Source organism: Ferrovibrio sp. (assembly GCF_017994015.1).
In the GTDB taxonomy this organism is placed as follows: domain Bacteria; phylum Pseudomonadota; class Alphaproteobacteria; order Ferrovibrionales; family Ferrovibrionaceae; genus Ferrovibrio.
The window spans coordinates 122,816-146,159 of the sequence record NZ_JAGOLP010000003.1; the positions used below are offsets into that span (position 1 = coordinate 122,816).

General features: G+C 61.1%; 21 protein-coding genes. 1 reads left to right on the forward strand and 20 read right to left on the reverse strand.

Features of this window, described 5'->3' with window-relative positions:
- Positions 1-8: 8 nt before the first annotated feature.
- The 5 genes from KBB36_RS03465 to KBB36_RS03485 are packed head-to-tail and all read right to left on the reverse strand — an operon-like array spanning position 9 to position 4,725.
- The gene (locus KBB36_RS03465; RefSeq protein ID WP_290976920.1) at positions 9-407 is read right to left on the reverse strand and encodes an OB-fold domain-containing protein; all 399 of its coding nucleotides are present in this window, start codon (positions 405-407) and stop codon (positions 9-11) included.
- Positions 404-1,537, reverse strand: a complete 1,134-nt coding sequence (locus tag KBB36_RS03470; RefSeq protein ID WP_290976922.1) for a thiolase family protein — start codon at positions 1,535-1,537, stop codon at positions 404-406. The genes KBB36_RS03465 and KBB36_RS03470 overlap by 4 nt, the downstream gene beginning before the upstream one ends.
- A complete protein-coding gene (locus tag KBB36_RS03475) occupies positions 1,534-2,748 on the reverse strand; it encodes a CoA transferase (protein ID WP_290976924.1) in 1,215 nt (404 codons plus the stop codon). The genes KBB36_RS03470 and KBB36_RS03475 overlap by 4 nt, the downstream gene beginning before the upstream one ends.
- 4 nt (positions 2,749-2,752) lie before the next feature.
- Complete coding sequence (locus tag KBB36_RS03480; protein ID WP_290976927.1) at positions 2,753-3,526, reverse strand: enoyl-CoA hydratase-related protein; 774 nt, start codon at positions 3,524-3,526, stop codon at positions 2,753-2,755.
- 14 nt (positions 3,527-3,540) lie between these two features.
- Positions 3,541-4,725: an acyl-CoA dehydrogenase family protein gene (locus KBB36_RS03485; RefSeq protein ID WP_290976930.1), complete on the reverse strand. Its 1,185-nt coding sequence runs from the start codon at positions 4,723-4,725 to the stop codon at positions 3,541-3,543.
- Between the two features lie 343 nt (positions 4,726-5,068).
- On the opposite strand from KBB36_RS03485, the gene KBB36_RS03490 reads away from it, so the two are divergent.
- Positions 5,069-5,842 (forward strand): IclR family transcriptional regulator, encoded by a 774-nt coding sequence (locus tag KBB36_RS03490; protein ID WP_290976932.1) that lies wholly within the window; start codon positions 5,069-5,071, stop codon positions 5,840-5,842.
- On the opposite strand, the gene KBB36_RS03495 is transcribed toward KBB36_RS03490, so the two are convergent.
- The 15 genes from KBB36_RS03495 to kdpF form a co-directional block, all read right to left on the reverse strand.
- Positions 5,839-7,272, reverse strand: a complete 1,434-nt coding sequence (locus KBB36_RS03495) for an NAD-dependent succinate-semialdehyde dehydrogenase (RefSeq protein WP_290976935.1) — start codon at positions 7,270-7,272, stop codon at positions 5,839-5,841. The two genes, KBB36_RS03490 and KBB36_RS03495, sit on opposite strands and share 4 nt — an antisense overlap.
- Before the next feature lie 21 nt (positions 7,273-7,293).
- Entirely contained in the window at positions 7,294-8,043 is a 750-nt protein-coding gene (locus KBB36_RS03500; RefSeq protein ID WP_290976937.1) for an SDR family oxidoreductase, read from the reverse strand.
- Positions 8,044-8,073: 30 nt separating this feature from the next.
- Positions 8,074-9,147, reverse strand: coding sequence for an amino acid ABC transporter permease (locus tag KBB36_RS03505; protein WP_290976939.1), 1,074 nt, complete (start codon positions 9,145-9,147; stop codon positions 8,074-8,076).
- A 4-nt stretch (positions 9,148-9,151) separates the two neighbouring features.
- Positions 9,152-10,336: an ABC transporter permease subunit gene (locus KBB36_RS03510; protein ID WP_290976941.1), complete on the reverse strand. Its 1,185-nt coding sequence runs from the start codon at positions 10,334-10,336 to the stop codon at positions 9,152-9,154.
- Positions 10,337-10,381: 45 nt separating this feature from the next.
- The gene (locus KBB36_RS03515) at positions 10,382-11,428 is read right to left on the reverse strand and encodes an amino acid ABC transporter substrate-binding protein (protein ID WP_290976944.1); all 1,047 of its coding nucleotides are present in this window, start codon (positions 11,426-11,428) and stop codon (positions 10,382-10,384) included.
- 195 nt (positions 11,429-11,623) lie between these two features.
- Positions 11,624-13,270 (reverse strand): thiamine pyrophosphate-dependent enzyme, encoded by a 1,647-nt coding sequence (locus KBB36_RS03520; RefSeq protein WP_290976946.1) that lies wholly within the window; start codon positions 13,268-13,270, stop codon positions 11,624-11,626.
- A gap of 43 nt (positions 13,271-13,313) precedes the next feature.
- Entirely contained in the window at positions 13,314-14,069 is a 756-nt protein-coding gene (locus tag KBB36_RS03525) for an amino acid ABC transporter ATP-binding protein (protein ID WP_290976949.1), read from the reverse strand.
- An 8-nt stretch (positions 14,070-14,077) separates the two neighbouring features.
- On the reverse strand, positions 14,078-14,425 hold the full coding sequence (locus KBB36_RS03530; protein ID WP_290976952.1) for a RidA family protein: 348 nt from the start codon (positions 14,423-14,425) through the stop codon (positions 14,078-14,080).
- Between the two features lie 14 nt (positions 14,426-14,439).
- A complete protein-coding gene (locus KBB36_RS03535; protein ID WP_290976954.1) occupies positions 14,440-15,234 on the reverse strand; it encodes an SDR family NAD(P)-dependent oxidoreductase in 795 nt (264 codons plus the stop codon).
- 178 nt (positions 15,235-15,412) lie between these two features.
- Positions 15,413-16,102: a response regulator gene (locus KBB36_RS03540; RefSeq protein ID WP_290976957.1), complete on the reverse strand. Its 690-nt coding sequence runs from the start codon at positions 16,100-16,102 to the stop codon at positions 15,413-15,415.
- The gene (locus tag KBB36_RS03545; RefSeq protein WP_290976960.1) at positions 16,095-18,851 is read right to left on the reverse strand and encodes a sensor histidine kinase KdpD; all 2,757 of its coding nucleotides are present in this window, start codon (positions 18,849-18,851) and stop codon (positions 16,095-16,097) included. The genes KBB36_RS03540 and KBB36_RS03545 overlap by 8 nt, the downstream gene beginning before the upstream one ends.
- 6 nt (positions 18,852-18,857) lie before the next feature.
- On the reverse strand, positions 18,858-19,436 hold the full coding sequence (gene kdpC / locus KBB36_RS03550; RefSeq protein WP_290976962.1) for a potassium-transporting ATPase subunit KdpC: 579 nt from the start codon (positions 19,434-19,436) through the stop codon (positions 18,858-18,860).
- A gap of 33 nt (positions 19,437-19,469) precedes the next feature.
- Positions 19,470-21,506: a potassium-transporting ATPase subunit KdpB gene (gene kdpB, locus KBB36_RS03555; protein ID WP_290976965.1), complete on the reverse strand. Its 2,037-nt coding sequence runs from the start codon at positions 21,504-21,506 to the stop codon at positions 19,470-19,472.
- A gap of 13 nt (positions 21,507-21,519) precedes the next feature.
- Entirely contained in the window at positions 21,520-23,217 is a 1,698-nt protein-coding gene (gene kdpA, locus KBB36_RS03560) for a potassium-transporting ATPase subunit KdpA (RefSeq protein ID WP_290976967.1), read from the reverse strand.
- Between the two features lie 9 nt (positions 23,218-23,226).
- Positions 23,227-23,316 (reverse strand): K(+)-transporting ATPase subunit F, encoded by a 90-nt coding sequence (kdpF, locus tag KBB36_RS03565; protein WP_290976970.1) that lies wholly within the window; start codon positions 23,314-23,316, stop codon positions 23,227-23,229.
- Between the last annotated feature and the right edge of the window lie 28 nt (positions 23,317-23,344).

Below are 23,344 nucleotides of genomic sequence, written 5' to 3' on the forward strand. Positions count from 1 at the left end.
TTACAAACTCAGATCAATGTGAAACGCGCCACGGCCAGGTCGCCTTCGTGGCCAATCTCCAGGCAGACCGGCGCATGCAATGAAAGCTTACGGCCCGCATCGCCATTGACGATATTGGTCAGCAGCCGCGGCCCCTCATCCAGTTCCACCAGGGTCACGTCATAGGGAATGCGATGCTTGAAGGCATCGTTATAGGCGACGTGATAGATCACCCAGCTGACAATACGGCCACGCCCGCTGGCCGGCTGCCAGGCCACATCGCGCTTGAGGCAGCAGGGGCAGGCTTCGCGCGCCGGCAGCCAGCGATGACCGCAGCTTTGGCATTGCTGATACAGCAACTGGCCGGCCTTGAGGCCATCCCAGAACGGCGCGCTGAGCGGCGTGATATCAGGCTGCGGGAAGCTCATGCGGCGGCTCCAAGAATCAGTGTGGCGTGAGTGTGCATGGTGCCGCCCTGGTTGCTGACCAGGCAGTGGCGCGCCCTGGGGATTTGCAGCACGGCATCGCCGCGCATCTGGCGTACGCCCTCGATCACCAATTGCAGGCCCGGCGTGCCGGTTTCCGACAGCAGGCCGCCGCTGGTATTGCAGGGCAGCTGGCCATCCAGCGCCATGCCGCCAGCCGCAGCAAAAGACGCCGCCTGGCCGGGTGGGAAGAAGCCGTAATCTTCCAGCGTCAGCAGTGGCGTGACCGTGAAGCAATCATATAACTGCGCCACATCGATATCCTTGCGCGCGATGCCGGCCATGCGGAAGGCGATATCGGCTGAAACACACGCCTTGGTGCTGGTCAGCGAGGGGCGCAATTGCACATCCCAGGATTCCTGGCCCTGGCCGAAGCCGAGGATCGGCACCGCCTTGTCGATGCCGAGCGATCGGGCATGCTGGCGCGACATCACAACAATCGCAGCAGCGCCATCGGAAAGCAGGCAGCAATCATCACGCCGCAACGGTTCCACCACAAAGGGCGAAGCCATGTAATCATCCAGCGTGATCGCCTGGCGCAGATGGGCCTGCGGATTGCGCGCGCCATTGGCGCGGAAAGCCACCGCCACGGCACCAAAACATTCATCGGCGAGGTTAAATTCCTGACGATAGCGTTGATGCACCATGGCATAGCCGGCAGCCGTGGAATACCAGCCATAAACTGCATCATCGCCGCGTGGCCGTTGATATACGCTGCGGCTGCCAGTGCGCGGCGTGTCGCCATAACAGATGATCGCCACCTGCATCAGCCCGGCTTCGATCGCCATGGCGGCATAGCTGATCAGGCCGATATTGGCAGCGCCGCCCTGATCCAGCGAAGCGCCAATATTCGGTCGCAACCCAAGCGCCTCAGCCACTTTCTGGCCATAGAGAAAGGACGGTTCGGCATTGGCCATCTTGACCAGCACGCCATCAACCAGTTGCTTGTCGATGCCGGCGTCATTGAGCGCATTGGCACAGGCTTCCACGATCAGCGACACCCGGTCGCGGCCTGGATGTTTGCCATAGGCGGTGTTGCCGATGCCGGCAATCACGGCGGCGCCGGAGATCATAGCACGCCCTCCTGCTGCAAAAGCTGCAACTCGGCCGTCGCCACACCAAGCTCGGCATAAATCGCGGCATTATCGGCGGCATATTCCGGGCTGGGGCGATAGGCCGGCTGGCCCAGGCCCAGATAATGCAGCGGGCTATGGTTCACGGTGATCGGGCCATAATTCGGATGGTCAATTTCCAGCAAGGTGCCGCGCGCATGCATATGCGGATCGCGGATCACTTCATGCAGATCGCGCACCGGCGAGGAAGGCACACGAAACTGTACCAGGCGCTCGAACAGAGCATCGCGCTGGAAGCCCGCGCTCCATTGCGCCACCATGGCATCCACATCCTCCATATGCGCCACGCGCTGGCGCATGCTGGCCAGATGCGCGGCCTGCTTCAGCTCCGGCCGTCCCATCGCATCCAGCAGGGCATGCCAATGCTTGTCGCTGTTGCAGATGATCGCGATATGGCCATCACTGGTGGGGTAGACATTGTAGGGGCAGAGTGACAGGCCGCCATGGCGGTTGCCGGTGCGCAGCGGAATGTCGTCGCGCTCGCCATAGGTCATGCCGATGCTGGATGCCAGGGTGGGATACACCGTTTCCAGCATCGCCACATCAATCGCCACACCTTTGCCGGTGCGGGCGCGGCGCAGCAGCGCCGTAACCATGGCGCCATAAAGATGCACACCACCCAGGAAGTCACACAAAGCGGCACCGGAACGTACCGGCGGATTTTCCGGGAAGCCGGTGGTGCTCATCACACCTGACATGCCCTGAACGGTCAGGTCCATTGCCGGGTAATCGCGATATGGACCAGACGCGCCATAGCCGCTGCCGCTGGCAAACACGATGGCTTCATTCCGCGCCCGCAATGCCGGGTAATCCAGGCCAAGCCGCGCCATCACGCCGGGGGCATAATTTTCCACCACCACATCGGCGGTTTTCACCAGATCGAGAAACAATTCTCGGCCACGCGGGGCTTTCAGATTCAGCGAGACGGATTTTTTGTTGGCATTCAACATGGCAAAGGGCACGCCGGCACCGCTGCGGGCATCACGCCGGCGCAGGAATTCACCGCCCGGCGGTTCCACCTTGATCACTTCGGCACCGGCCATCGCCATCAGAAAAGTGGCATAGGGGCCATTATAGATCTGCGTCAGGTCCAGCACACGAAAGCCGGCAAGCGGCAATTCCTGTCCGGTATACTCGGTGATCCGGCTCATCCGCTCAGCGCCCGGTGAATTTCGGCTTGCGCTTCTCGGCGAAGGCAGCCTTGGCGAGTGCGGTATCATCGGAATGATGCAGGATGCGGTTGGTAAGCTGTTCCATACGCAGCCCGGTGGCCAGATCCATGTGCCGCGACCGGATCGCCAGTTCCTTGGCCGCCTGCAATGCCAGCGGCGCATTGGCGCCAATGCGGTCGGCATACTCCTTGGCTGCGGTCGGGAGATCGGCCAGCGGCACGATCTTGTTGATCAGGCCCCAGCGCAACGCGGTTTGCGCATCAATGCTGTCGCCGGTCAGCAGCATCTCCATGGCGATGGCATAGGGCAATTGCTGCATGATGCGCTGCGTGCCGCCATTGGCGGCAATGATGCCGCGCTTCACCTCGGCCAGGCTGAAAATCGCAGTCTCGGCCGCCACGCGGATATCGGTGGCCAGCAGCAGGGTCATGCCGCCGCCAACGCAAACGCCGTTCACCGCCGCAATGATCGGCTTCCAGATTTCCAGGCCGCGATTGAGCAGCTGGCCTTTCTGGGTCAGCCACAATTCAGCCAGTTCGGCTTCGCGACCAACCCAGGATTTCAGATCGGCGCCGGCACAGAAAGCCTTGTCGCCGGCCCCGGTTATCACTGCCACGCGGATTTCCGGATCGTCACGCACCTGCATCCAGCAGCGCGACAGGCCGTCATAATGCTCGGCATCCAGTGCATTGCGGCGCTCCGGCCGGTTGATGGTGATGGTGGCAACACCATCTTCAACAACAAAATCGATCGACATCGGCTTTCTCCCGCTCAAGCCGCGCCGGATAGCAGCGCGCGCGCCACCACCATGCGCTGCACTTCGGACGGTCCTTCGCCGATGCGCTTGATGCGCAATTCGCGATACCAGCGTTCCAACGGCAATTCCTTGGCGATGCCCAAGGCGCCGAACATCTGCACACAGCGATCCACCACGCGCCAGGCGGTTTCGGTGGCCGTCACCTTGGCGATGGAAGCCTCAAGCTTGATGTCGTAGCCCAGGTCGCCCTGCCAGGCGGCCTGGTAGACCAGCAGGCGTGCCGCGCGCAATTCCATCTCAGAATCCGCAATCATCCACTGGATCGACTGGCGGTCAGCCAGCTTGGTGCGAAAGGTGGAGCGCTGCTTGACCCAGGCAATCGCCATTTCCAGTGCTTCCTGCGCCACGCCGATCACACCGGCGGCATAGGGCACGCGGGCATGCACCAGCCATTTCTGGCAAACGGCAAAACCTTCGCCTTCTTCGCCCAGGCGGTTCTCGACGGGAATCTCCACATCGTTGAAATGCACTTCAAACGGCTCATACGAGCGGATCACCGGGATCGGCTTCACGCTGATGCCCGGCACATGACGATCAACGATGAAGCAGCTGATACCACCACGATCACCGGCCTCGCCGGTGCGGGCAAAGACCAGGCCCCATTCCGCCTTGTCGGCGGCAGTGATCCACAGCTTGGTGCCATTGAGGATGTAGCTATCGCCCTTGCGCACTGCCCGGGTGCTGATCGAGCGCGCCGGATCGGAGCCGCCGGAGGCTTCTGATATCGCCACGAAGCTTTTTTTGCCGGCCTTGATGCCAGCCACGCCATACCGCTCGATCTGCTGTGCATTGCCAAGCCAGATCACGCTGGGCGGATCAATGCCGAAAGCCCCACAGGCCGGCACATAGGCGCCCATCTTGCAGCGCGCCGCTTCTTCCGCCACCAGCACCTGCGCCAGCAGGCCCAGGCCGCCGCCGCCATATTCGGCCGGCGAGGCCAGGCACCACAGGCCAAGCGCCTGCGCCTTGGCCTGCAAGGCGGCAAGCTGATCCTGCGGCAGGGCATGGCAATCATGCGGCTGGCGATCCTCTATCGGCCGCACTTCCTCACGCATGAAACGCCGCACCGTATCGCGCAGCAGCACCAGCTCCTCCGGCAATTGCCAGCTACCCAACGGCAAACCCGCAGCCTCGGCCATCTCGACTACCCCCAACCAGCTTTCTTGCGCTTTGAAACCATATTATTGGAACTATGTTTTATATAAAGAACCATCATATCGCAATATGATTTTTTCTATATCCAGCTTATCAAAATTTGCCGTCCAGTGGATAAATTGGCTAAGATATTGAAAAGAAATATATTAAATCTCCATGGCGACATTCGCAGACATTGCTTACGCCCTTCTTTGGCGCAACCTGGAGGCTGTTTCGCTGTTTAAGAAGTAATAATTGTATCGTATTATGAACCATTCATTTGACATATGCGCAGAATTAACCTAGCAAACCCCCGGAGAGACCCAACCCGGAACCGCGAGTCGCCCGATGAGCACCACGCTGCGCAAAAGCCTGAGAATTCTTGAGGTGCTGGCCACCTCGGAAACGCCGCGCGGCATTTCCGAGCTGTCGCGCGAGATCAAGATGAACAAAAGCGCGGTCCAGCGCATTTTTCAGACCCTGGCGGAAGAGGGCTATATCGAGAAGGCACCCGGCACCAGCCGCTATAAATCCACCCTGCGGCTGTGGGAATTAGGCGCCAGTGTGATTGCGCAGAATGAAACCCGGCGGCTGATCCGGCCGATCCTGCGTTATGCCGCCAAGGTTTCCAGCCTGACCTGCTATTTTGCCTGGGCCGATTTTCCCGACATCATCTATCTCGACAAGGTGGAAGGCGAAAAAGGCCGGCCGAATTCCTCCGATCCGGGCCAGCGCTCGCCGATGTATGCCGCCGCTTCCGGCCGCGCCATCCTGGCTTTTCTGGGCGATGACAAGATCGCCCAGATACTGAAGCTGATCGAAGCCCGCCCAGAGATTCGTGATTCCGGCGATTACACCAATCTCGATGTCGAATTCGCGCTGATCCGAGAACGCCATTATGCCACCTCGGAACGCGGCTCCAGTTCACGCATCAGCAGCGTGGCGGCGCCGGTCTGGGGCAGCGGCGCATTGCCGGTCGGTTCGATTGTGCTGACCAGCGATGCCGCCACATTGCCGCGCGCGGATTTTGACCGTGTTGGCTCGGTGGCGGTCTCGATTGCCGAACAGGCCAGCCGCGTGCTTGGCGGCGGCTTCCCGGCATCGGCCTCGGAAGCGCCCTAAGACTGCGCCAGGGTGACAAATTTGGCATTGAGATAGGCTTCCATCGCCTCAATGCCACCTTCCGAGCCATAGCCGGAATCCTTCACGCCACCAAACGGCGCTTCCGGCAGGGCCAAACCATGGTGGTTGATCGATACCATGCCACTGTCAAAGCCGGCAGCCAAAGCCGCTGCATTGGCATTGGAGCGGGTATAGGCATAGGCCGCCAAGCCAAAAGGCAGCCGGTTGGCCTCGGCCAAAGCCGCGTCCAGATCGCCGAAGCGCAGGATTGGCGCCACCGGGCCAAACGGTTCCTCGTTCATGATGCGGGCATCCAGCGGCACATCGGTCAGCACCGTGGGTTCAAAGAAATTGCCCGCATTGCCGATACGCTTGCCACCAGTTTCAAGCCTGGCGCCTTTTGCCACGGCATCGGCAACAAACATTTCCATTGCCAATACGCGGCGCTCATTGGCCAAAGGCCCCATAGTGGTTTGTGGATCGGTGCCATCGCCAACCCTGAGCCCCTTGGCAATACGCACAAAGCCGGCCAGGAACTGGTCATAGACCTTATCATGCACCAGAAACCGCGTCGGCGAGGTGCAGACTTGGCCGGCATTGCGGAATTTAGCCGCGCCGAGCAGGGCCACGGCACGTTCGATATCGGCATCGTCGCAGATGATTGCCGGCGAATGACCGCCGAGTTCCATGGTGATACGTTTCATATGCCGGCCGGCCAGCATCGAGAGATGCTTGCCCACCGGCGTTGAGCCGGTGAAGGTGATCTTGCGGATCACCGGATGCGGGATCAGGTATTCCGAAATTTCTGAGGGAATGCCATAGACCAGCTGCACCACACCTGCCGGCACGCCGGCATCAAGATAGGCTTGCACCAAAGCGGCGCAGGCAGCCGGGGTTTCTTCCGGGCCTTTCAGGATGATCGAGCAGCCGGCGGCCAAAGCCGCCGAAACCTTGCGCACTGCCTGGTTGATCGGGAAATTCCACGGCGTGAACGCCGCCACCGGACCCACCGGTTCCTTGATCACTAATTGCTGCACGCCGGGCAGCCGCGCCGGGATTATGCGGCCATAGGTGCGGCGCGCTTCCTCGGCGAACCAATCAACAATATCGCCCGCCGCCTGGGCTTCCATCCGCGCCTCGGCCAGCGGCTTGCCCTGTTCCAGGGTCAGGTTCTGCGCAATACCCTCGGCCCGCGCGCGCAAAAGATCGGCCGCCTTGCGCAAAATCTTGTAGCGCTCATAGCCTGATACTCTTTTCCAAAGCTTGAAACCGGCTTCGGCAGCGGCCAGGGCGCGGTCGAGATCGGCTTTCTCGGCCTTGGCAACATGGCCGATAAACTCACCGCTGGCCGGATTGAGCACCGGCAGGCTGGCGCCGGCCGCACCGCCGCACCATTGGCCGGCGATCTGCAATTGAATATCCGCATACATGCCGGCCACTCCCCAGTTATTTCAGCGTACGCCGCGCGCCGAGCCGCCATCCACCAGGATGCTCTGACCGGTGATGCCGCCGGCTGCATCGGAAATCAGGAATGCCACGGTTTCGGCAATTTCGTTCAGCTTGACGGCGCGGCCGAGCGGCAATTGCTGCAACGCCGCTTCCGGCACCGGCCAATTCTCCACCAGCCCCGGCAGCAGGCAGTTCATGCGGATGCCGGCGCGGCCATAACGATCGGCGAACAGCTTGGCAAAGGCATGCAGGCCGAGCCGCAGCACACTGGTGGGATAAGTGGTTTTCGGCTCCACCGCGATCTTGGAGGAAATCGCCACAAAAGCGCCGCCGCCCTGACGCATCATGATCGGCGTCACCAGCCGGGCCAGGCGGATCACGTTCATCACATACATATCCAGCGCCGCATGCCAATCGGCATCATCGATATCAAGCAGATGGCCGGGTGAATCCGGGCCATAGGCCGGCCCGACCTTTACATCCGTCAACCCCGGACCATGGCCGGTATTGGCTACCACGGCGTCGATGCGGCCGGTCTTTTCCATCGCCAGATCCACCAAAGCCGCAAGATCGGCGGTTTCAGTGACCGAACCGCGCCGGGCAAAGCCGCCCAGTTCGGCAGCCAGGGTTTCACATTCGGCCGAGGTGGACATCAGCACCACGCGCCAGCCCTTGGCGGCCAGCATACGCGCGCAAGCGCCGCCGATGCCGCGGCTTGCGGCGGTGACAATCACGGTCTTCTGCTCTGACATTGAGATGCTCCTCCCGGAAAACAGACTGGACTAGCGGCCGCCCTGGCCCACACGCATCTTCCGCTCCAGATAGGCGCCGTAGCGCGAGAGCGTGAAGGAGAGCGTGAAATAGATCAGCGAAACGAAGATGTAGACCTCGGTGTAGTATTCCTGCCACTTGCCGCTCTGGAAGGCGGCATTGCCCGATGCGGTCAGTTCAAACATGCCGACGATGATCAGCACCGAAGTTTCCTTCAGCGTGATCACCATATGATTGATGGTGGCCGGCAGCGCGGTGCGCAAAGCCTGCGGCAACACGATCAGGAAGCGGCATTGCCAATAGCCAAGACCCAGCGCGGCGGCGGCATCATATTGCCCCGGCCCCACCGCCTGCATGCCGCCGGTGACAATCATGGCGTAGTAGCAGGCGAAGAACACTGCAAAGCCGGCAATGACGCGATAGAGCGTATCTGGGTTGAGCCAACCCGGCAGGATGAAGGGCGCGAACAAAGCCGCGCAGAACACCACGGTGAGAATCGGGATCGAACGCACAAAATCGATCAGCAGCGTGATGACATGGCGGATCGCCGGCAGATCGGATTGCCGCGCCAGGGCAAACAGGATGCCAAGCGGCACACCGATGATGACCGTTGAAAGATAGACATAGAGCGTCAGCGCCAGGCCACCCCATTTATCGGTGGTCACCGGCAGCAGGCCGAACAGGCCGCCACGCATCAGCAGAATGAACAAGGCGGCGCCGCAAAGCCAGATCAGCACCAGGCGCCGGGCCTGCCAGAAATACGGCACACAGCTGAAGCCCACGATGCTCAAGGCCACCAGGCAGGCCAAGGCCGAACGCCAGTGTTCATCATAGGGATAGAGGCCGAACAGGATCAGCCGCCAGCGCGCCTGGATCACGGCCCAGCAGGCGCCACTGATTTCGGCGCATTGCCCTTCCTGAGCCTCGGTCCACAAACTGTCGATGAACGCCCAGCGCAGGATATGGCCTAGCGCCAGCAGGATCAGCGCCAGCACGGTCAGAGTGATCAGGCTGTTGCCGATGCTGCCAAAAAGCTGCTGGCGCAACGAAGGCAGCGTTGAGGTGGGAGCGAGCGAAGTAGCCATGATATTAGCGCCCCACTGGCTTGGCCCGGCGCCGCAGCAGTCGGCTCAGCCAGGAAGCGGCGGGCGCCGCAGCGCCATGGCCCTTCAGTGCAAAATGCTGATTGAGAAAATGCATGGCACGGGCGATCACATAATTGATCATCAGATAACCGCCCATCATCAGCGCCAGCAATTCGATGGTTTGACCGGCATGGTTGATACTGGTGGAGACCACCGAGAACAGGTCGGCATAGCCGATGGCGGCACCCAGCGAGGTCACCTTCATGGTGATCAGGAACTGGTTGCTCAAGGGCGGCAGCGCACTGCGCATCGCCAGCGGCAGGCGGATATTCCAGTGGATGGTCGATTCCTTGAGCCCCAGCGCACGCGCCGCCTCGATCTGGCCCTTATCCACCGCCAGCAGGCCACCGCGCACGATTTCGGCCACATAGGCGCTGGAATAGATCGTGATGGCCACAAACAGCGCCAGGAATTCCACCGGCAGGCGATGCCCGCCACGAAAGCCGAAACCTTGCAGCACCGGGAATTGCAGCGAAAACGGATTGCCCTGCCACAGCAGATACAGCACGGCAAGCGCGGCAACGCCTAGCAAAGCCTGCGGCCGGCGCCGCTTGAGCGCCAGCCAGAGCGCAGCCAGCGCCAGCAGCAGCAGGCCGATCAGCAGCAGGCCCTGCCCGGCCTCGATCTGCACTTTGGGAAAATACAGGCCACGATTGCTGGCGAAAAATACCCCGCCGAAGGACAAAGCCTGCCGCTCCATCGGCGCATGTTTAAAAACTTCATACCAGAAATAAATCTGCATGATGACTGGCACATTGCGCAGCAGATCAACATAAGCCGTGCAGATCAGGCGCAGCATCGGATTGGTGGAAAGCCTGAGCAGGCCGATACCGCTGCCGATCACGGTGGCGCAGAGGATGCAGAGCAGGCCAAGCGCCAAGGTATTCACCACCCCCATCAGGATGGTCCACCAATAGGGGTCGTTCAGCCCCTGCTCCAGCATGGCGACGGAGAGCCGCCAGCCGGTGGCGCGCCAGAGGAAATCCCAGCCATAGGCCATGCCCTGGCGCACCAGGTTGGCATAGACATTGGCCAGCGAGCTTGCCACCAGCAACAACACGGCGCCGAGAAACAGGCCCTGTAGCAGATAGCGGCGAAGCTGCCGGTTGAACCAAAGGCTGCGCACCATATTCCAGATCAACTCCACTGTACCTATGGTGCGCATCCTCAAGCCTCAGTCGAATACCGGCGCGTACAACACGCCGCCATCTTTCCACAGCTTGGTCAAGCCCCGGGTCAGCTTGTATGGCGACTGGCTGCCCAGATTACGCTCAAAAATCTCGCTGTAATTGCCGACATGCTTGACCACGTCATAGGCCCAGGTGTCGCGCAGGCCGATACCCTTGCCAAGGCCGGGCAGCTTGCCCATCAGGCGGGCAATGCGCGGGTCCTTGTCTTCCTTCATCTTCTCGATATTGGCGCTGGTGATACCCAGTTCTTCGGCCTCAATCAGCGCCGCAATCACCCAATTGACCAGGATCAGGAACTTCTCGTCGCCCTGGCGCACCACGGCGGAAACCGGCTCATTGGTCAGCACTTCCGGCAGCACCATATGCGGCGAGGCATCATTGGCGCGGCGCGCGCCAAACACCGCCAGGGTCGGGCCCCAGCCGGCAATGGTATCGCAACGGCCGCCGATATAAGCAGCGCGCGCATCCTCGGTCTTCTCGAAGGGCAGCATGGTGAAGGTCAGGTTCTTCGAGGCCAGGTAATCTGCGGCCAGGCGCTCGGTAGTGGTGCCGGCCGGCACGCAGACAGTGGCGCCATTCAGCTGCGTGGCAGTGGCCACATTGGCGCTTTTCTTGATCATGAACTGGGTGCCGCCGAAGAAATACGGCAGCGTGAACTGGAAACCGAGCACAGAATTGCGCTGCAAAGTCCAGCTGGTGTGATTGACCACGATATCAACACTACCCGATTGCAGGGCAGGGAAACGCTGCGGCCAGCTCAGCGGCACAAAATTGGCTTTGTCCGGGCTGCCGAGAATGGCGGTAGCAACCGAGCGGCAGATATCGGAATCAAAGCCGTGCCAGCGGCCCTTGTCGTCCAATTCAAAGAAACCGGGCGAGCCGCCGGCAATGGTGCTGCATTGCAAAGCACCGCGCTGCTTGATGGCTTCCAAAGTGGCGCCCTGGCCTGTCGGAGCCGCGCCCTGGGCCACGGCCTGTGAGGCAAGCCCGAACAGGGCCAACCCGCAAAATAAAGCGATATTGAATTTCATACCGAACCCCTCCGTTGCCCTGTTTCTTTATCGGCCCTGAAGCCTGCAAAATTTGTAGGTTAAAAAATATAATAGGTCAATATAAAATATTTTATATCATATAATGATACATCTTATAACCACCACATAACCGCACAAACAAACATGCCACCCGGCTGGGTGGCATGTGGTCGCGATAACTTGGTGTGGAGAGGATCAGGGCCGCGAACGGGTGAAACGCAACACATTCCACGGGCTGGGCAATGGCCCCACCGGCACATCAATGATGGTCGGCTGACCGGAATTGAAAGCCTGGCGCAAAGCCAGCCGCAATTCCTCCGGCGTTGTGGCACGCAGACCCAGCGCGCCGAAACTTTCCGCCAATTTGACAAAATCCGGGTTGTTCAGATTGGTGGCGATGCGGCGATTGCCAAAATCCTCGGTCTGCGTGCGCAGCACATTGCCGAAGGCGCCGTCATTCATCAGCACCACCACAATCGGGATATGATGCTGCACGGCGGTGGCCAGTTCCTGCACATTGAACATGAAGCCGCCATCGCCACTGACCGCCACCACCGGCACATCCGGCCGTGCCGCCTTGGCGCCAAGCGCAGTGGCCAGGCCCCAGCCCAATGTGCCCTGATAACCCGGGGTGATGAAACTGCGCGGCCGGTAGATCGGGAAAGCCAGGCGGCTGACATAGCCGAGCTGGGTCAGTTCATCAACGAAGATGCCGTCTTCCGGCAATTCCGCCCGGATCGCTTCCAGGAAAGCGATCTGCGGCTTGCATTGCGCCCAATCGGCATCCGAAACCGCGCGCATACGCTGCACGTCTTCAGCGCGTGACGGTCGCTTGGCGCTGAGCTTGGCCAGTTCGTCGGCCAGCGCTTCCAGCACCCGGCGCGCATCGCCGACAATGCCGACACTGGCCGGCCGCACCCGATTCAGTTCGTCGGCATCAGCATCGATGCGCACGATCTTGATCTTGTCGTCGAGGCCCCATTGCAATTGCTGCAATTGCAGCCGGGTGCCAACCGCCAGCACCACATCGGCATCACGCCAAAAGCGATGGCCGACGGCACTGTTGACACTGAGCGGATGCCGGCTATCCAGCACGCCGCGCCCGGTGCGATGGCTTGATACCGGCGCTTGCAGGATTTCCGCCACGCTGCGCACCGCCGCGCTGGCATCCAGCGCACCGCCACCCACAATCATCAATGGCCGTTCGGCAGCCGCCAACAACTTGGCCGCCGCTTTCACGGCATCAATATCCAGCGGCGCTTCCAACGCTTCGGCAGCCGGTAGCAATTGCACCGGCGCACGGCGCGGCCACACATCCAGTGGCGCTTCCAGCGCCACCGGGCGCGGCCGGCCGCTGCGCATCTCGGTAAAAGCCCGGTTCACCTTGGCCGGGCCTTCATGCGGCGCATTGATACGCTCAGCTGATTTGGTCAGCGAACGCAGCAGGCCAAGCTGATCCGGAATTTCATGCAGCAGGCCCAGGCCGCGCCCGATGGCATTCGATGCAATCTGCCCGGTCAGCGCCAGCACCGGTGCGTTGAGGGCATAGGCGGTGCAGATCGCCGCCGTGGCATTCAGGATGCCAGGCCCCGGCACCACGGTGAAAACCTGCGGCTTGCCGGTGGCCAGGGCAGCACCCAGCGCCATATAGGCGGCGCCCTGTTCATGCCGGGTATGGATCAGCCTCAGCTTGTCGGTGGCGCCAGCCAGGGCATCAAACAGATAATCATTCTGCACGCCCGGCAAGGCATAGATGGTGTTTATGCCGTTGCGGACGATCTGGCTCACCACGGCTTCGGCGGTGGTCATTGCCGCTGGCGGCGGGGCATCATTACTGGTCACATCACACTCCCTGAAACTCGCCTCGCCGGTCCCGGCGGCTGGGTCAGATGACCTGGCTGAGAAAGGCCTTGCTGCGCGCATGGCGCGGGTTGGAAAAGAATTCTTCGGGCGGCGCCGCTTCCACGATGCGGCCGGCATCCATGAACACCACCCGGTCTGCCACCTGGCGCGCGAAGCCCATCTCATGGGTAACGCACAGCATGGTCATGCCGTCTTCGGCCAGCTCGATCATGGTATCGAGCACTTCCTTGACCATTTCCGGATCAAGCGCCGAGGTCGGTTCGTCAAACAACATGATATTCGGGTTCATCGCCAGGGCGCGGGCAATGGCAACGCGCTGCTGCTGGCCGCCGGAAAGCTGACCGGGATATTTCTGCGCCTGTTCCGGGATACGAACCCGTTCAAGATAGCGCATCGCCAGGCTTTCCGCTTCCTTGCGCGTCAGGCCCAGCACCTTGATCGGCGCCAGCATACAATTCTGCTGCACCGTCAGATGCGGAAACAGATTGAAGCTCTGAAACACCATGCCGACGTTACGACGGATATCCTCGATATTGCGGCTATCCTGGTTCAGTTCCACGCCGCTGACGCGGATCTGGCCCTGCTGGTGTTCCTCCAGCCGGTTGATACAGCGGATCAACGTGGATTTGCCCGAACCGGAAGGGCCGCAGATGACGATCCGTTCGCCCCGGCGCACATCCAGATCGATATCGTGCAGCACCTGGTAGTCGCCATACCATTTGCTGACCGCCATCATCTCGACCGCCGGCGCGGCCGGGCTGGCATCCTGCTGGATCATGGCCGCCCCTAGCGCAGCGCGATCACGGCGATTTCCACCTTCGCCGTGGCAGAGACCAGCTTTGCTTCCACCGTGGCACGTGCCGGTGTGTGACCGGCCGGCACCCAGGCATCCCAGGCGCGGTTCATCTCGGCGAATTCGCTGATATCAGCCAGCCAGACGGTGGCGCTGAGAATCTTTGTCTTGTCGCTGCCGACTGCCGCCAGCGAGGCATCCAGCGCGGCCAGGATTTCCACGGTCTGGCCATAGGCATCCTTGGTCTTGTCGGTAGCCACCTCGCCACAGGTGAACACCATCTGGTCGGTATAGGTGGCCTTGCTCATGCGCGGGCCGGCGCCAATGCGATTGATGGTCATGACAATGCCCCGCTTCAGCTTTTGGCGCCCGGCAGCGCATCCACCGGCACGGTATAATTCAGCGGCATGCGGCCACCATCGATGTACAGCACCTGGCCGGTGACATAAGACGCATCGTCGCTGGCCAGAAAGGAGACCACACTGGCCACTTCCTCCGGCTCGCCGCAGCGGCCCATCGGCGTGCGCGACAGGATGCGGCGATAGGATTCCTCGTTGGACAACACGCCGTTGCGGGTCAGGTCGGTCAGGATGGTGCCCGGCCCCACCGCGTTGACGCGAACATTCTGCTTGGCCAGCGCCACCGCGAAGATGCGGCTCATCTGGTTGATGCCGGCCTTGGAAATGCCATAAGGCACATTGGTCGGGATGGTCAGGATGGCCTGCATCGACGACATGTTGACGATGGCGCCGCCACCCTGGGCCGCCATCACGCGGGCAGCCTCCTGGGTGCCGTAGAAAGTGCCATTCAGGTTCACCCCCATCACATGGGTGTATTCCTCATCGGTCAGGTCGAGCACCGATTTCGACACCGTGATGCCGGCATTATTCACCATGATGTCGAGCCGGCCCGATTGCGCCACGGCGGCTGCCACCACGGCCACCACATCGGCACGTTTGGACACATCGCAAGCCATCGCAAAGGCGGTCTTGCCGGCCGGATCGAGCCGGGCAGCGGCTTCCGCCACCTTTTCTGCCTTCAGATCCGCCAACCAGACCGTGGCGCCTTCCTGGTGCAGCCGCTCGGCACAGGCAAAGCCAATGCCCTGCGCCGCACCGGTGACAATCGCTATCTTGTTGGCGTGCTTCATATAGAGATTCCCCTTATCGATACTGCCCCGGCCAGCGGGCCAATCAGTGTTGGAATCAGTACAATGCAGGATATAAAAGGTCAATATAAGATTTATCGTATCTAATATAGATACGAATATGCGGCATTTTCAGCCCGGCCTATTGCCAGTGGCATGCCAGTATAAATGTTGAAACGGCTTATTCGGCGCTCAGGCGATAGCCTACGCCGGGCTCGGTCAGCAGCAATTGTGGCCGGGCCGGATCGGCCTCGATCTTCTGCCGCAACTGACGGGCAAAAACCCGCAGATATTGCACATCATGCTCATGCGCCTGGCCCCAAACCTGGCGCAAGATGAACTGATGCGTCAGCACCTTGCCGGCATGCTGCACCAGCAGCCGCAGCAAATCATATTCCTTGGGCGACAGTTTCACCGCCTCGCCATGCAGGCTGACCAGACGTTTTTCCAGATCGACCCGCAAGCCACCTGTGGCAAAAACCGGCTGGCCGCTGGTTGCCCCCACCATATGACGCAAAGCCGCACGGATGCGGGCGAGCAATTCGCCGGTGCCGAATGGCTTGGTGACATAATCATCGGCGCCGGCATCAAGCGCCGCGATCTTGTCAGCTTCGTCGGCACGCACCGACAGCACAATCACCGGAATGCTGCTCCATTCACGCAAACGGGCAATCACCGCCTGGCCATCCATATCCGGCAGGCCAAGATCAAGAATGATCAGATCGGGCTTGGACAAGGCAGCGATGCGCAAGCCCTCGCGCGCGCTATCCGCTTCCAGGATGCGGAAATCATGCGCCTCCAGGCTGACGCGCAGATAACGCCTGATCTGCGGTTCATCATCAATCACCAGGATGGCAGCCCCCTCAGCCATCGGCCGGCCTTTCCTCGATTGGCACATTCGGCTGCGCTTCCAGCGGCAAGGTCACGATCATGCGCGTGCCACGGCCAGCATTGCCCGACGAATCCGCCGGCAAGACCGGACTTTCGGCCCGGATACTGCCGCCATGCGCCTTGAGAATGCTGCGGCAGATCGACAGGCCAAGCCCGGTGCCGGCAACCTGCCGGTCACTGGCCTTGACGCGATAGAACATGTCGAACACCTGTTCAAGCTCGCCGCTTGGAATCCCCACACCGGCATCGGTTATGGTGATCACGATACTCTCCGCCGCCTGTCTTAGCACCAGGTCTATCGCGCTGCCCTTGGCGGAATATTTCGCCGCATTGTCCAATAGGTTGATCAGCACCTGCTCGATCAGGATGTAATCCACCCGCAGCAATGGCAAGGCCGGCGCCATATCTACCCGGATATCATGGCCCTGGGTGAGCGGCGCGGCGCGCTTCAGCGCTGTGGCAACCAGTTCCTCGGCATCGACCCAATCCAGCTTCGGCTGCATGGCGCCCGCTTCTATCCGTGTCATGTCGAGCAGATTGCCAACAAAGCGGTTAAGCCGTTCAGCTTCATCGCGCACGGTATGCAGTAATTCAACACGCCCCCGTTCATCCAGCTTGGCGCCAAAATTCAGCAGGCTGGAAACACCGCCGATGATCGAAGCCAGTGGCGTGCGCAGATCGTGACTGATTGACGACAACAAAGCCGAGCGCAGTTTTTCGGTTTCGGTTGCCATGCGGGCTTCCGCCACATCACGATTGAGAATGCTGCGCTCAATCGCCAGGGCGGCCTGACCGGCCAGGGCATCAAGCAGCCGGCGCTCATCCGGCCCCAATACCGGGCGTTCATCGGGAAACCGGATGCCCAGCGCGCCCAGGCTGCGCTCTGCGGTGCGCAAGGGCAGGAACAGCCAATCCGAGGACGGCAAAGTGCCGGTGCCGCGCCCGGCCGGCTCGCCCTTGAGCCAGGCCCAATCGGCAGCCCCCTTAGCCTTGTCATCAATCTGATCCTCCGGCGGATAGGCGGCGCGCACCGTTAGGCGATCCTGCCCGGGCTTAGCATCGCCTCCCTCCGGCATCAGCACCAAGGATTGCGCCTTGGCCAGAGCCGCGACATGATGCACCACCGCCCACAGGATACCATCCGCATCCACCGCACCGGTTACCATGCGACTGAAATCATAAAGCGCGGCCGTGCGCGCCTCACGAATCCGCGCCGCTTCCGCCTGCGCTCTGATTCGTGCCGTCAGGTTGCTGGCGACCAAGGCCAAGCCTAGGAAAATGAAAAACGTGTAGATGTTTTCCGGGTTGGCGATGGTGAAGGTGTAAAGCGGCGGCAGAAACAGGAAATTATAGCCCAGCACCGCAAATACCGAACTGAGCAGGGCCGCCGCATGACCATAACGCAGCGAGCAGAGCAATACCGATACCAGGATAAAAAGCGGGATGCTGGAATGCGGCAGCCAATCTGCCACCAGCTTGACCATGCCGAGCGACCCCAGTGAAATCATCGCTGCCGGCAGCAGGCCGCCAAAGCGCATATCCGCCAGCCGCGCCCGCATCAGGTCAAGCCATGATTCGCCCGGCGGCGATCCGGTGACAACATGGATATTGATGCCGTCGCCCAATTCCACCAGGCGGTCGGTGAGTGTGCCGCGCAGGCGATTGATCAGGCGGCTGCGCAGGCTGCGCGCCACCACCACCTCGGTGACATTACGCTGCCGGGCCTGGCGGATGATTTCAGCCGGCACATCGCTGCCGGCAACACTCACCACCTCGGCGCCGAATTCCTCGGCCAGGGTGAGGGCGCGGTTGATCTGGTCCTTCTCGCCATCCGACAGGCGGTCATGCGCCGGCGTCTCAACATATAAGGCGATCCACGGCGCCCGGCGTCGCTCGGCCAGTCGGCGCGCATTACGCACCAGGCGCGGCAATAATGGGCCAGGGCTGATGCAGGCCATGATGCGGTCACGTGTCGGCCATGGCCCGGCAATGGCATGTGACTGCATGTAGGACAGCATCTGGCCATCCACCTGATCGGCCGCCTTGCGCAACGCCAGTTCACGCAAGGCCGTGAGATTTCCGGGCGCGAAGAAATGATGTGCCGCCCGAGCAGCCTGCTCGGGCATATAAACCTTGCCCTGCTTCAACCGCTGGATCAGGTCTTCCGGCGCCAGATCCACCACTTCTATTCTATCGGCCTGCGCCAGCACATGATCCGGCACAGTCTCGCGCACCTTCACCCGGGTGATCTGCGCCACCACGTCATTCAGGCTTTCCAGATGCTGGATATTCAGCGTGGTGTAAACATCGATGCCGTGGCGGCAGATCTCCTCGATATCCTGATAGCGCTTGTCATGCCGGCTGCCCGGCACATTGCTATGCGCCAATTCATCGATCAGCACCAATTGCGGGCGGCGCTTCAGCACCTCATCCAGGTCAAGTTCATTGAACACCCGGTCACGATAGGCCACCCGCCGCAACGGCAATTGCTCCAGCCCACGCAGCAGAAACGCTGTTTCGGCACGGCCATGGGTTTCCACCACCCCCGCCACCACATCAATCCCTTCGCGCTGGCGGGCATGGGCGGTTTCCAGCATGGCATAGGTTTTGCCAACGCCTGGTGCTGCACCCAGAAACACACTGAGACGGCCACGCTTCTCCTGCGCAGCCGTCTGTAACAAGGCATCCGGCGATGGTCGGTTATCGCGCTCGGGAAGATGATCTGGCATCTGCGCTCATCGGGTAAGGGGCCTGATTTTATCCAAGGCAAGGTTCAGCGTCAGCACATTGATGCCGGGTTGACCAAGAAATCCGAACCAGGGCCGTTCGACATGCTGTTGCATAAGTGCCTCCAGATCAGCCGGCATCATGCCGCGTGCCGCCGCCACACGGGGCAATTGTCGCGCTGCATTGGCCGGTGAAATATGCGGATCAAGCCCGCTGCCCGATGTGGTGACCGCATCTGCCGGCACCGCCGCAGCGCCATCCTGCTGCTGATAGGAAGCTACATCACCGGCAACCCGCTCCACCAGCGCCTTGGCCGTGGGCGCCAGATTCGAGCCGCTGGAAGATGCAGCATCATAGCCTGACTTACCGGCCGCCGATGGGCGCGGATGGAAATAATGCGGCGCACTAAACCCCTGGCCGATCAGGCTTGAACCTATCAGCCGGCCCTCTCGTTCGATCAGGCTGCCGCTGGCCTGCACCGGAAACAAACCCTGGGCAATGCCGGTGATAACCAGAGGATAAGCCAGACCGGTGACCAGGCTGAACAAAACCAGCAGCACCAGCGCGGGGCGAATATGACTGAGCATGATATCTTTCTCCTGCTTCGATCAGCGATGGGTTCAGGCCAGACCAAGTGTGGAAACAATCAGATCAATGGCCTTGATCCCGATGAAAGGCAGCAGCACGCCGCCAAAGCCATAAATGGCCAGATTGCGCCGCAACAGGCTGACCGCCGGCAATGGCCGATAGCGCACCCCGCGCAACGCCAGCGGCACCAGCGCGATGATGATCAGCGCATTGAAGATCACCGCCGAAAGGATGGCGCTTTGCGGCGAAGCAAGCTGCATCACATTGAGCGCGCCAAGCTGCGGATAGGTGGCAACAAACAAGGCCGGGATGATGGCGAAATATTTCGCCACGTCATTGGCCAGGCTGAAAGTGGTGAGCGAACCACGGCTCATCAGCAACTGCTTGCCGATCATCACCACTTCAATCAGCTTGGTCGGGTTGCTGTCGAGATCGACCATATTGCCGGCTTCGCGCGCCGCCGCCGTGCCGATATTCATCGCCAGGCCAACATCGGCCTGCGCCAAGGCAGGCGCGTCATTGGTGCCATCGCCACACATTGCCACCAGCTTGCCTTCGCGCTGCTCCTTGCGAATCAGCTCCAGCTTTTTCTCCGGCGTGGCTTCGGCGATAAAATCATCCACCCCGGCCTCAGCCGCGATCGCTGCCGCCGTGAGCGGATTGTCGCCGGTCACCATCACGGTGCGAATACCCATCCGGCGCAATTCGGAAAAACGCTCGCGGATGCCGCTTTTCACCACATCCTTGAGATGGATCACGCCAAGTATGCGGCGTTCGACGGCGACTACCAGCGGCGTACCGCCGGATTTGGCGATCCGCTCCACCGCCACGGTCAGATCAGCCGAAGCCTGGACGCCGGCATATCGCAACACCGCATCCAGCGCGCCCTTGCGGATTTCCTTGCCATCAAGGTCCAGGCCGCTCATGCGGGTTTGCGCACTGAACGGAATGAAGCTGCCGCGGGTCGCCGAGGCGGCGGCATTACCCAGGCCATATTTTTCCTGCGCCAGCAGTGTAATCGACTTGCCTTCCGGCGTGTCATCCGCCACTGAAGCGAGCAGGGCTGCTTCGGCCAGGTCGCGCTCGGCGCTGCCTGGCATGGCGACGAAGGCCGTGGCCATGCGGTTGCCATGCGTAATGGTGCCGGTCTTATCAAGCAACAGCGTATCCACATCGCCAGCCGCTTCCACGGCACGGCCGGATTTGGCCACCACATTATGCCGGATCAGACGATCCATGCCGGCGATGCCAATGGCCGAGAGCAGGCCGCCAATGGTGGTGGGAATCAGCGTTACCAGCAGCGCGATGAGATAAACCACCGGCACCGGCATGCCGGAATAGACCGCCAGCGCCTCCAAACTACCTGTAGTGACCAGGAAAATCAGCGTCATGCCAACCAGCAGCACGGTCAGGGCGATCTCGTTCGGTGTCTTCTGCCGCTGCGCACCCTCTACCAGGGCGATCATGCGATCCAGAAAACTTTCGCCCGGATTGACCGTGATACGCAGCTTGATCCAATCCGACAACACCCGGGTGCCGCCGGTCACCGCCGAACGGTCGCCACCCGATTCACGGATCACTGGCGCAGATTCACCCGTGATCGCCGATTCATCCACCGAGGCAATACCCTGAATCACATCGCCATCGCCCGGCACCGGGTCGCCGGCTTCCACCAGCACCACGTCGCCGATACGCAGGGCCGTGGCCGGAACCTGACTGATCCGGCCATCCGCATCCAGCTTCTTGGCCATCGCTTCGCTTTTGCCCCGCCGCAGGCTTTCGGCCTGCGCCTTGCCACGGCCTTCCGCCAAAGCCTCGGCAAAATTGGCGAAGACCACGGTGAACCAGAGCCAGGCCGAAATCTGCCCGATCAACGCTGCATCTCCCCCACCGAACAGGTCGCGGAAAAACAGCAATGTGCTGACCAGCGCCACGGCGGCGGTGACAAACATCACCGGGTTGCGCCACAGCGCCAGCGGGTCGAGTTTGACAAAAGCCTGGAGAATGGCGCCACGCACCAAAGCGGCGGCAAAGATCGGCTGGATAGCAGGCGAGTTGCGATTGCTCATGAAACGATACTCCCTAAAAAGTCTGGCCGGCAGCGAGCAGCAGATGCTCAACAATTGGCCCCAAAGCCAGCGCCGGGAAGAAAGTGAGGCCGCCAACAATCAGGATGGTGCCGGCCAGCAGGGCCACAAAAAGCGGGCCATGGGTGGGGAAGCTGCCCATCGTTGCCGGAGCGGCCCGCTTGGCTGCCAAACCGCCGGCCAGGGCCAGCACCGGCACGATCATGGCGAAACGACCAAGCAGCATGGCGATGCCTAATGCCGTGTTATAGAAGGGCGAATTGGCACTCAGACCGGCAAAAGCGCTGCCATTATTGCCTGCCGCCGAGGTGAAGGCATACAGCGCCTCGCTCAAGCCATGCGGTCCGGCCGAGAGCAGCCCGGCCTGGCCGGCCTCACTTACCAGCGCAACGGCGGTGCCGAGCAGGATGACAATCGGCGAAACCAGGATTGCCAGCACCGCCAGTTTGGCCTCACGTGCCTCGATCTTCTTGCCGAGATATTCCGGGCTGCGACCCACCATCAGGCCGGCAATGAACAGGGTGGCGATGATGAACAGCGTTATGCCATAGAAGCCGGCACCAACACCGCCAACGATCACCTCGCCGAGCATGATGTTAAGCAGCGGCACCATACCGCCCAGCGGCAGGAAACTGGAATGCATGGCATTCACCGCGCCGCAGGATGCCGCCGTGGTAATCACGGCAAACAGGGCCGAGGTGAAGCTGCCGAAGCGCACTTCCTTGCCTTCCATATTGCCCAGCAGCGGATCAACACCCAGCTTGGCCAGCAGCGGATTGGCGCCGGCTTCGACATGGCCCGCCACCAGCACGCCGGCCACGAACAGCAGCAGCATGGTGGCAAGGATGGCCCAGCCCTGGCGCTGATCCTGCACCATGCGGCCAAACAGATTGGTCAGGCCGGCGCCAATGACAAAGATCATCAGCATCTGCACAAAATTGCTCAGCGCGGTCGGGTTCTCGAAGGGATGTGCCGCATTGGCATTGAAGAAGCCGCCGCCATTGGTGCCCAGCATCTTGATCGCCACCTGGGAGGCCACCGGCCCCTGTGCGATCACCTGCTCGGCACCTTCAAGCGTGGTGGCGTTGCTATAGGCGGCAAAATTCTGCGGCACCCCCTGCCAGACCAGGAACAAAGCCGCCAATGCTGCCAGCGGCAGCAGCAGGCCAAAAACACTCCGGGTCATATCAACCCAGAAATTACCCACCGTCTTGGCCGATTTGTTTGCAAAGGCCCGCATCACCACCAGGGCGATGCTTATGCCGGTGGCAGCAGAAACAAAATTCTGCACCGTCAGGCCGCTCATCTGGCTAAAATAGCTCATGGTGGTTTCGCCACCATAGGATTGCCAATTAGTGTTGGTGACAAAACTGATGGCGGTGTTGAAGGCCAGATCGGCGGAAAGCGCCGGCAAGCCTTGCGGATTGAGCGGCAGCAGATGCTGTAGGCGCAGAATGGCAAAGAGCAGCAGGAAGCCGACCAGATTGAAGATCAGCATTGCGGCGGCATAGGCGCTCCAATGCTGCTGGCGTTCGGGATTTATGCCGGCCAGGGCATAAAGTGGCCGCTCAATCACGCGCAGCCAGCCAACGCCACCCTGAAACAGATGCAGCAGATAACGACCAAACAGCGGCGTGACGGCAAGGATGATGGCGATATAGAGCGCCAGTTGCAGATAATCATTCTGGTTCATGGCATGGGCTCAGAAACGCTCGGCCCGCAGCAGGGCATAGAGCAGATAAATGGCAAGCAGCAGCGCAACGCCACCGCCGAGGATGAAGTCGAGGGTCATGGCAGCTCCTAAAGACGCTCGCAGAGCA

Excerpts from the sequence above, each read along its gene's own strand:
- KBB36_RS03465 (WP_290976920.1), bottom strand. The coding sequence starts at position 407 with ATGAGCTTCCCGCAGCCTGATATCACGCCGCTCAGCGCGCCGTTCTGG.
- KBB36_RS03470 (WP_290976922.1), bottom strand. The coding sequence starts at position 1,537 with ATGATCTCCGGCGCCGCCGTGATTGCCGGCATCGGCAACACCGCCTAT.
- KBB36_RS03475 (WP_290976924.1), bottom strand. The coding sequence starts at position 2,748 with ATGAGCCGGATCACCGAGTATACCGGACAGGAATTGCCGCTTGCCGGC.
- KBB36_RS03480 (WP_290976927.1), bottom strand. The coding sequence starts at position 3,526 with ATGTCGATCGATTTTGTTGTTGAAGATGGTGTTGCCACCATCACCATC.
- KBB36_RS03485 (WP_290976930.1), bottom strand. The coding sequence starts at position 4,725 with ATGGCCGAGGCTGCGGGTTTGCCGTTGGGTAGCTGGCAATTGCCGGAG.
- KBB36_RS03490 (WP_290976932.1), top strand. The coding sequence starts at position 5,069 with ATGAGCACCACGCTGCGCAAAAGCCTGAGAATTCTTGAGGTGCTGGCC.
- KBB36_RS03495 (WP_290976935.1), bottom strand. The coding sequence starts at position 7,272 with ATGTATGCGGATATTCAATTGCAGATCGCCGGCCAATGGTGCGGCGGT.
- KBB36_RS03500 (WP_290976937.1), bottom strand. The coding sequence starts at position 8,043 with ATGTCAGAGCAGAAGACCGTGATTGTCACCGCCGCAAGCCGCGGCATC.
- KBB36_RS03505 (WP_290976939.1), bottom strand. The coding sequence starts at position 9,147 with ATGGCTACTTCGCTCGCTCCCACCTCAACGCTGCCTTCGTTGCGCCAG.
- KBB36_RS03510 (WP_290976941.1), bottom strand. The coding sequence starts at position 10,336 with ATGGTGCGCAGCCTTTGGTTCAACCGGCAGCTTCGCCGCTATCTGCTA.
- KBB36_RS03515 (WP_290976944.1), bottom strand. The coding sequence starts at position 11,428 with ATGAAATTCAATATCGCTTTATTTTGCGGGTTGGCCCTGTTCGGGCTT.
- KBB36_RS03525 (WP_290976949.1), bottom strand. The coding sequence starts at position 14,069 with ATGATCCAGCAGGATGCCAGCCCGGCCGCGCCGGCGGTCGAGATGATG.
- KBB36_RS03530 (WP_290976952.1), bottom strand. The coding sequence starts at position 14,425 with ATGACCATCAATCGCATTGGCGCCGGCCCGCGCATGAGCAAGGCCACC.
- KBB36_RS03535 (WP_290976954.1), bottom strand. The coding sequence starts at position 15,234 with ATGAAGCACGCCAACAAGATAGCGATTGTCACCGGTGCGGCGCAGGGC.
- KBB36_RS03540 (WP_290976957.1), bottom strand. The coding sequence starts at position 16,102 with ATGGCTGAGGGGGCTGCCATCCTGGTGATTGATGATGAACCGCAGATC.
- KBB36_RS03545 (WP_290976960.1), bottom strand. The coding sequence starts at position 18,851 with ATGCCAGATCATCTTCCCGAGCGCGATAACCGACCATCGCCGGATGCC.
- kdpC (WP_290976962.1), bottom strand. The coding sequence starts at position 19,436 with ATGCTCAGTCATATTCGCCCCGCGCTGGTGCTGCTGGTTTTGTTCAGC.
- kdpB (WP_290976965.1), bottom strand. The coding sequence starts at position 21,506 with ATGAGCAATCGCAACTCGCCTGCTATCCAGCCGATCTTTGCCGCCGCT.
- kdpA (WP_290976967.1), bottom strand. The coding sequence starts at position 23,217 with ATGAACCAGAATGATTATCTGCAACTGGCGCTCTATATCGCCATCATC.
- kdpF (WP_290976970.1), bottom strand. The coding sequence starts at position 23,316 with ATGACCCTCGACTTCATCCTCGGCGGTGGCGTTGCGCTGCTGCTTGCC.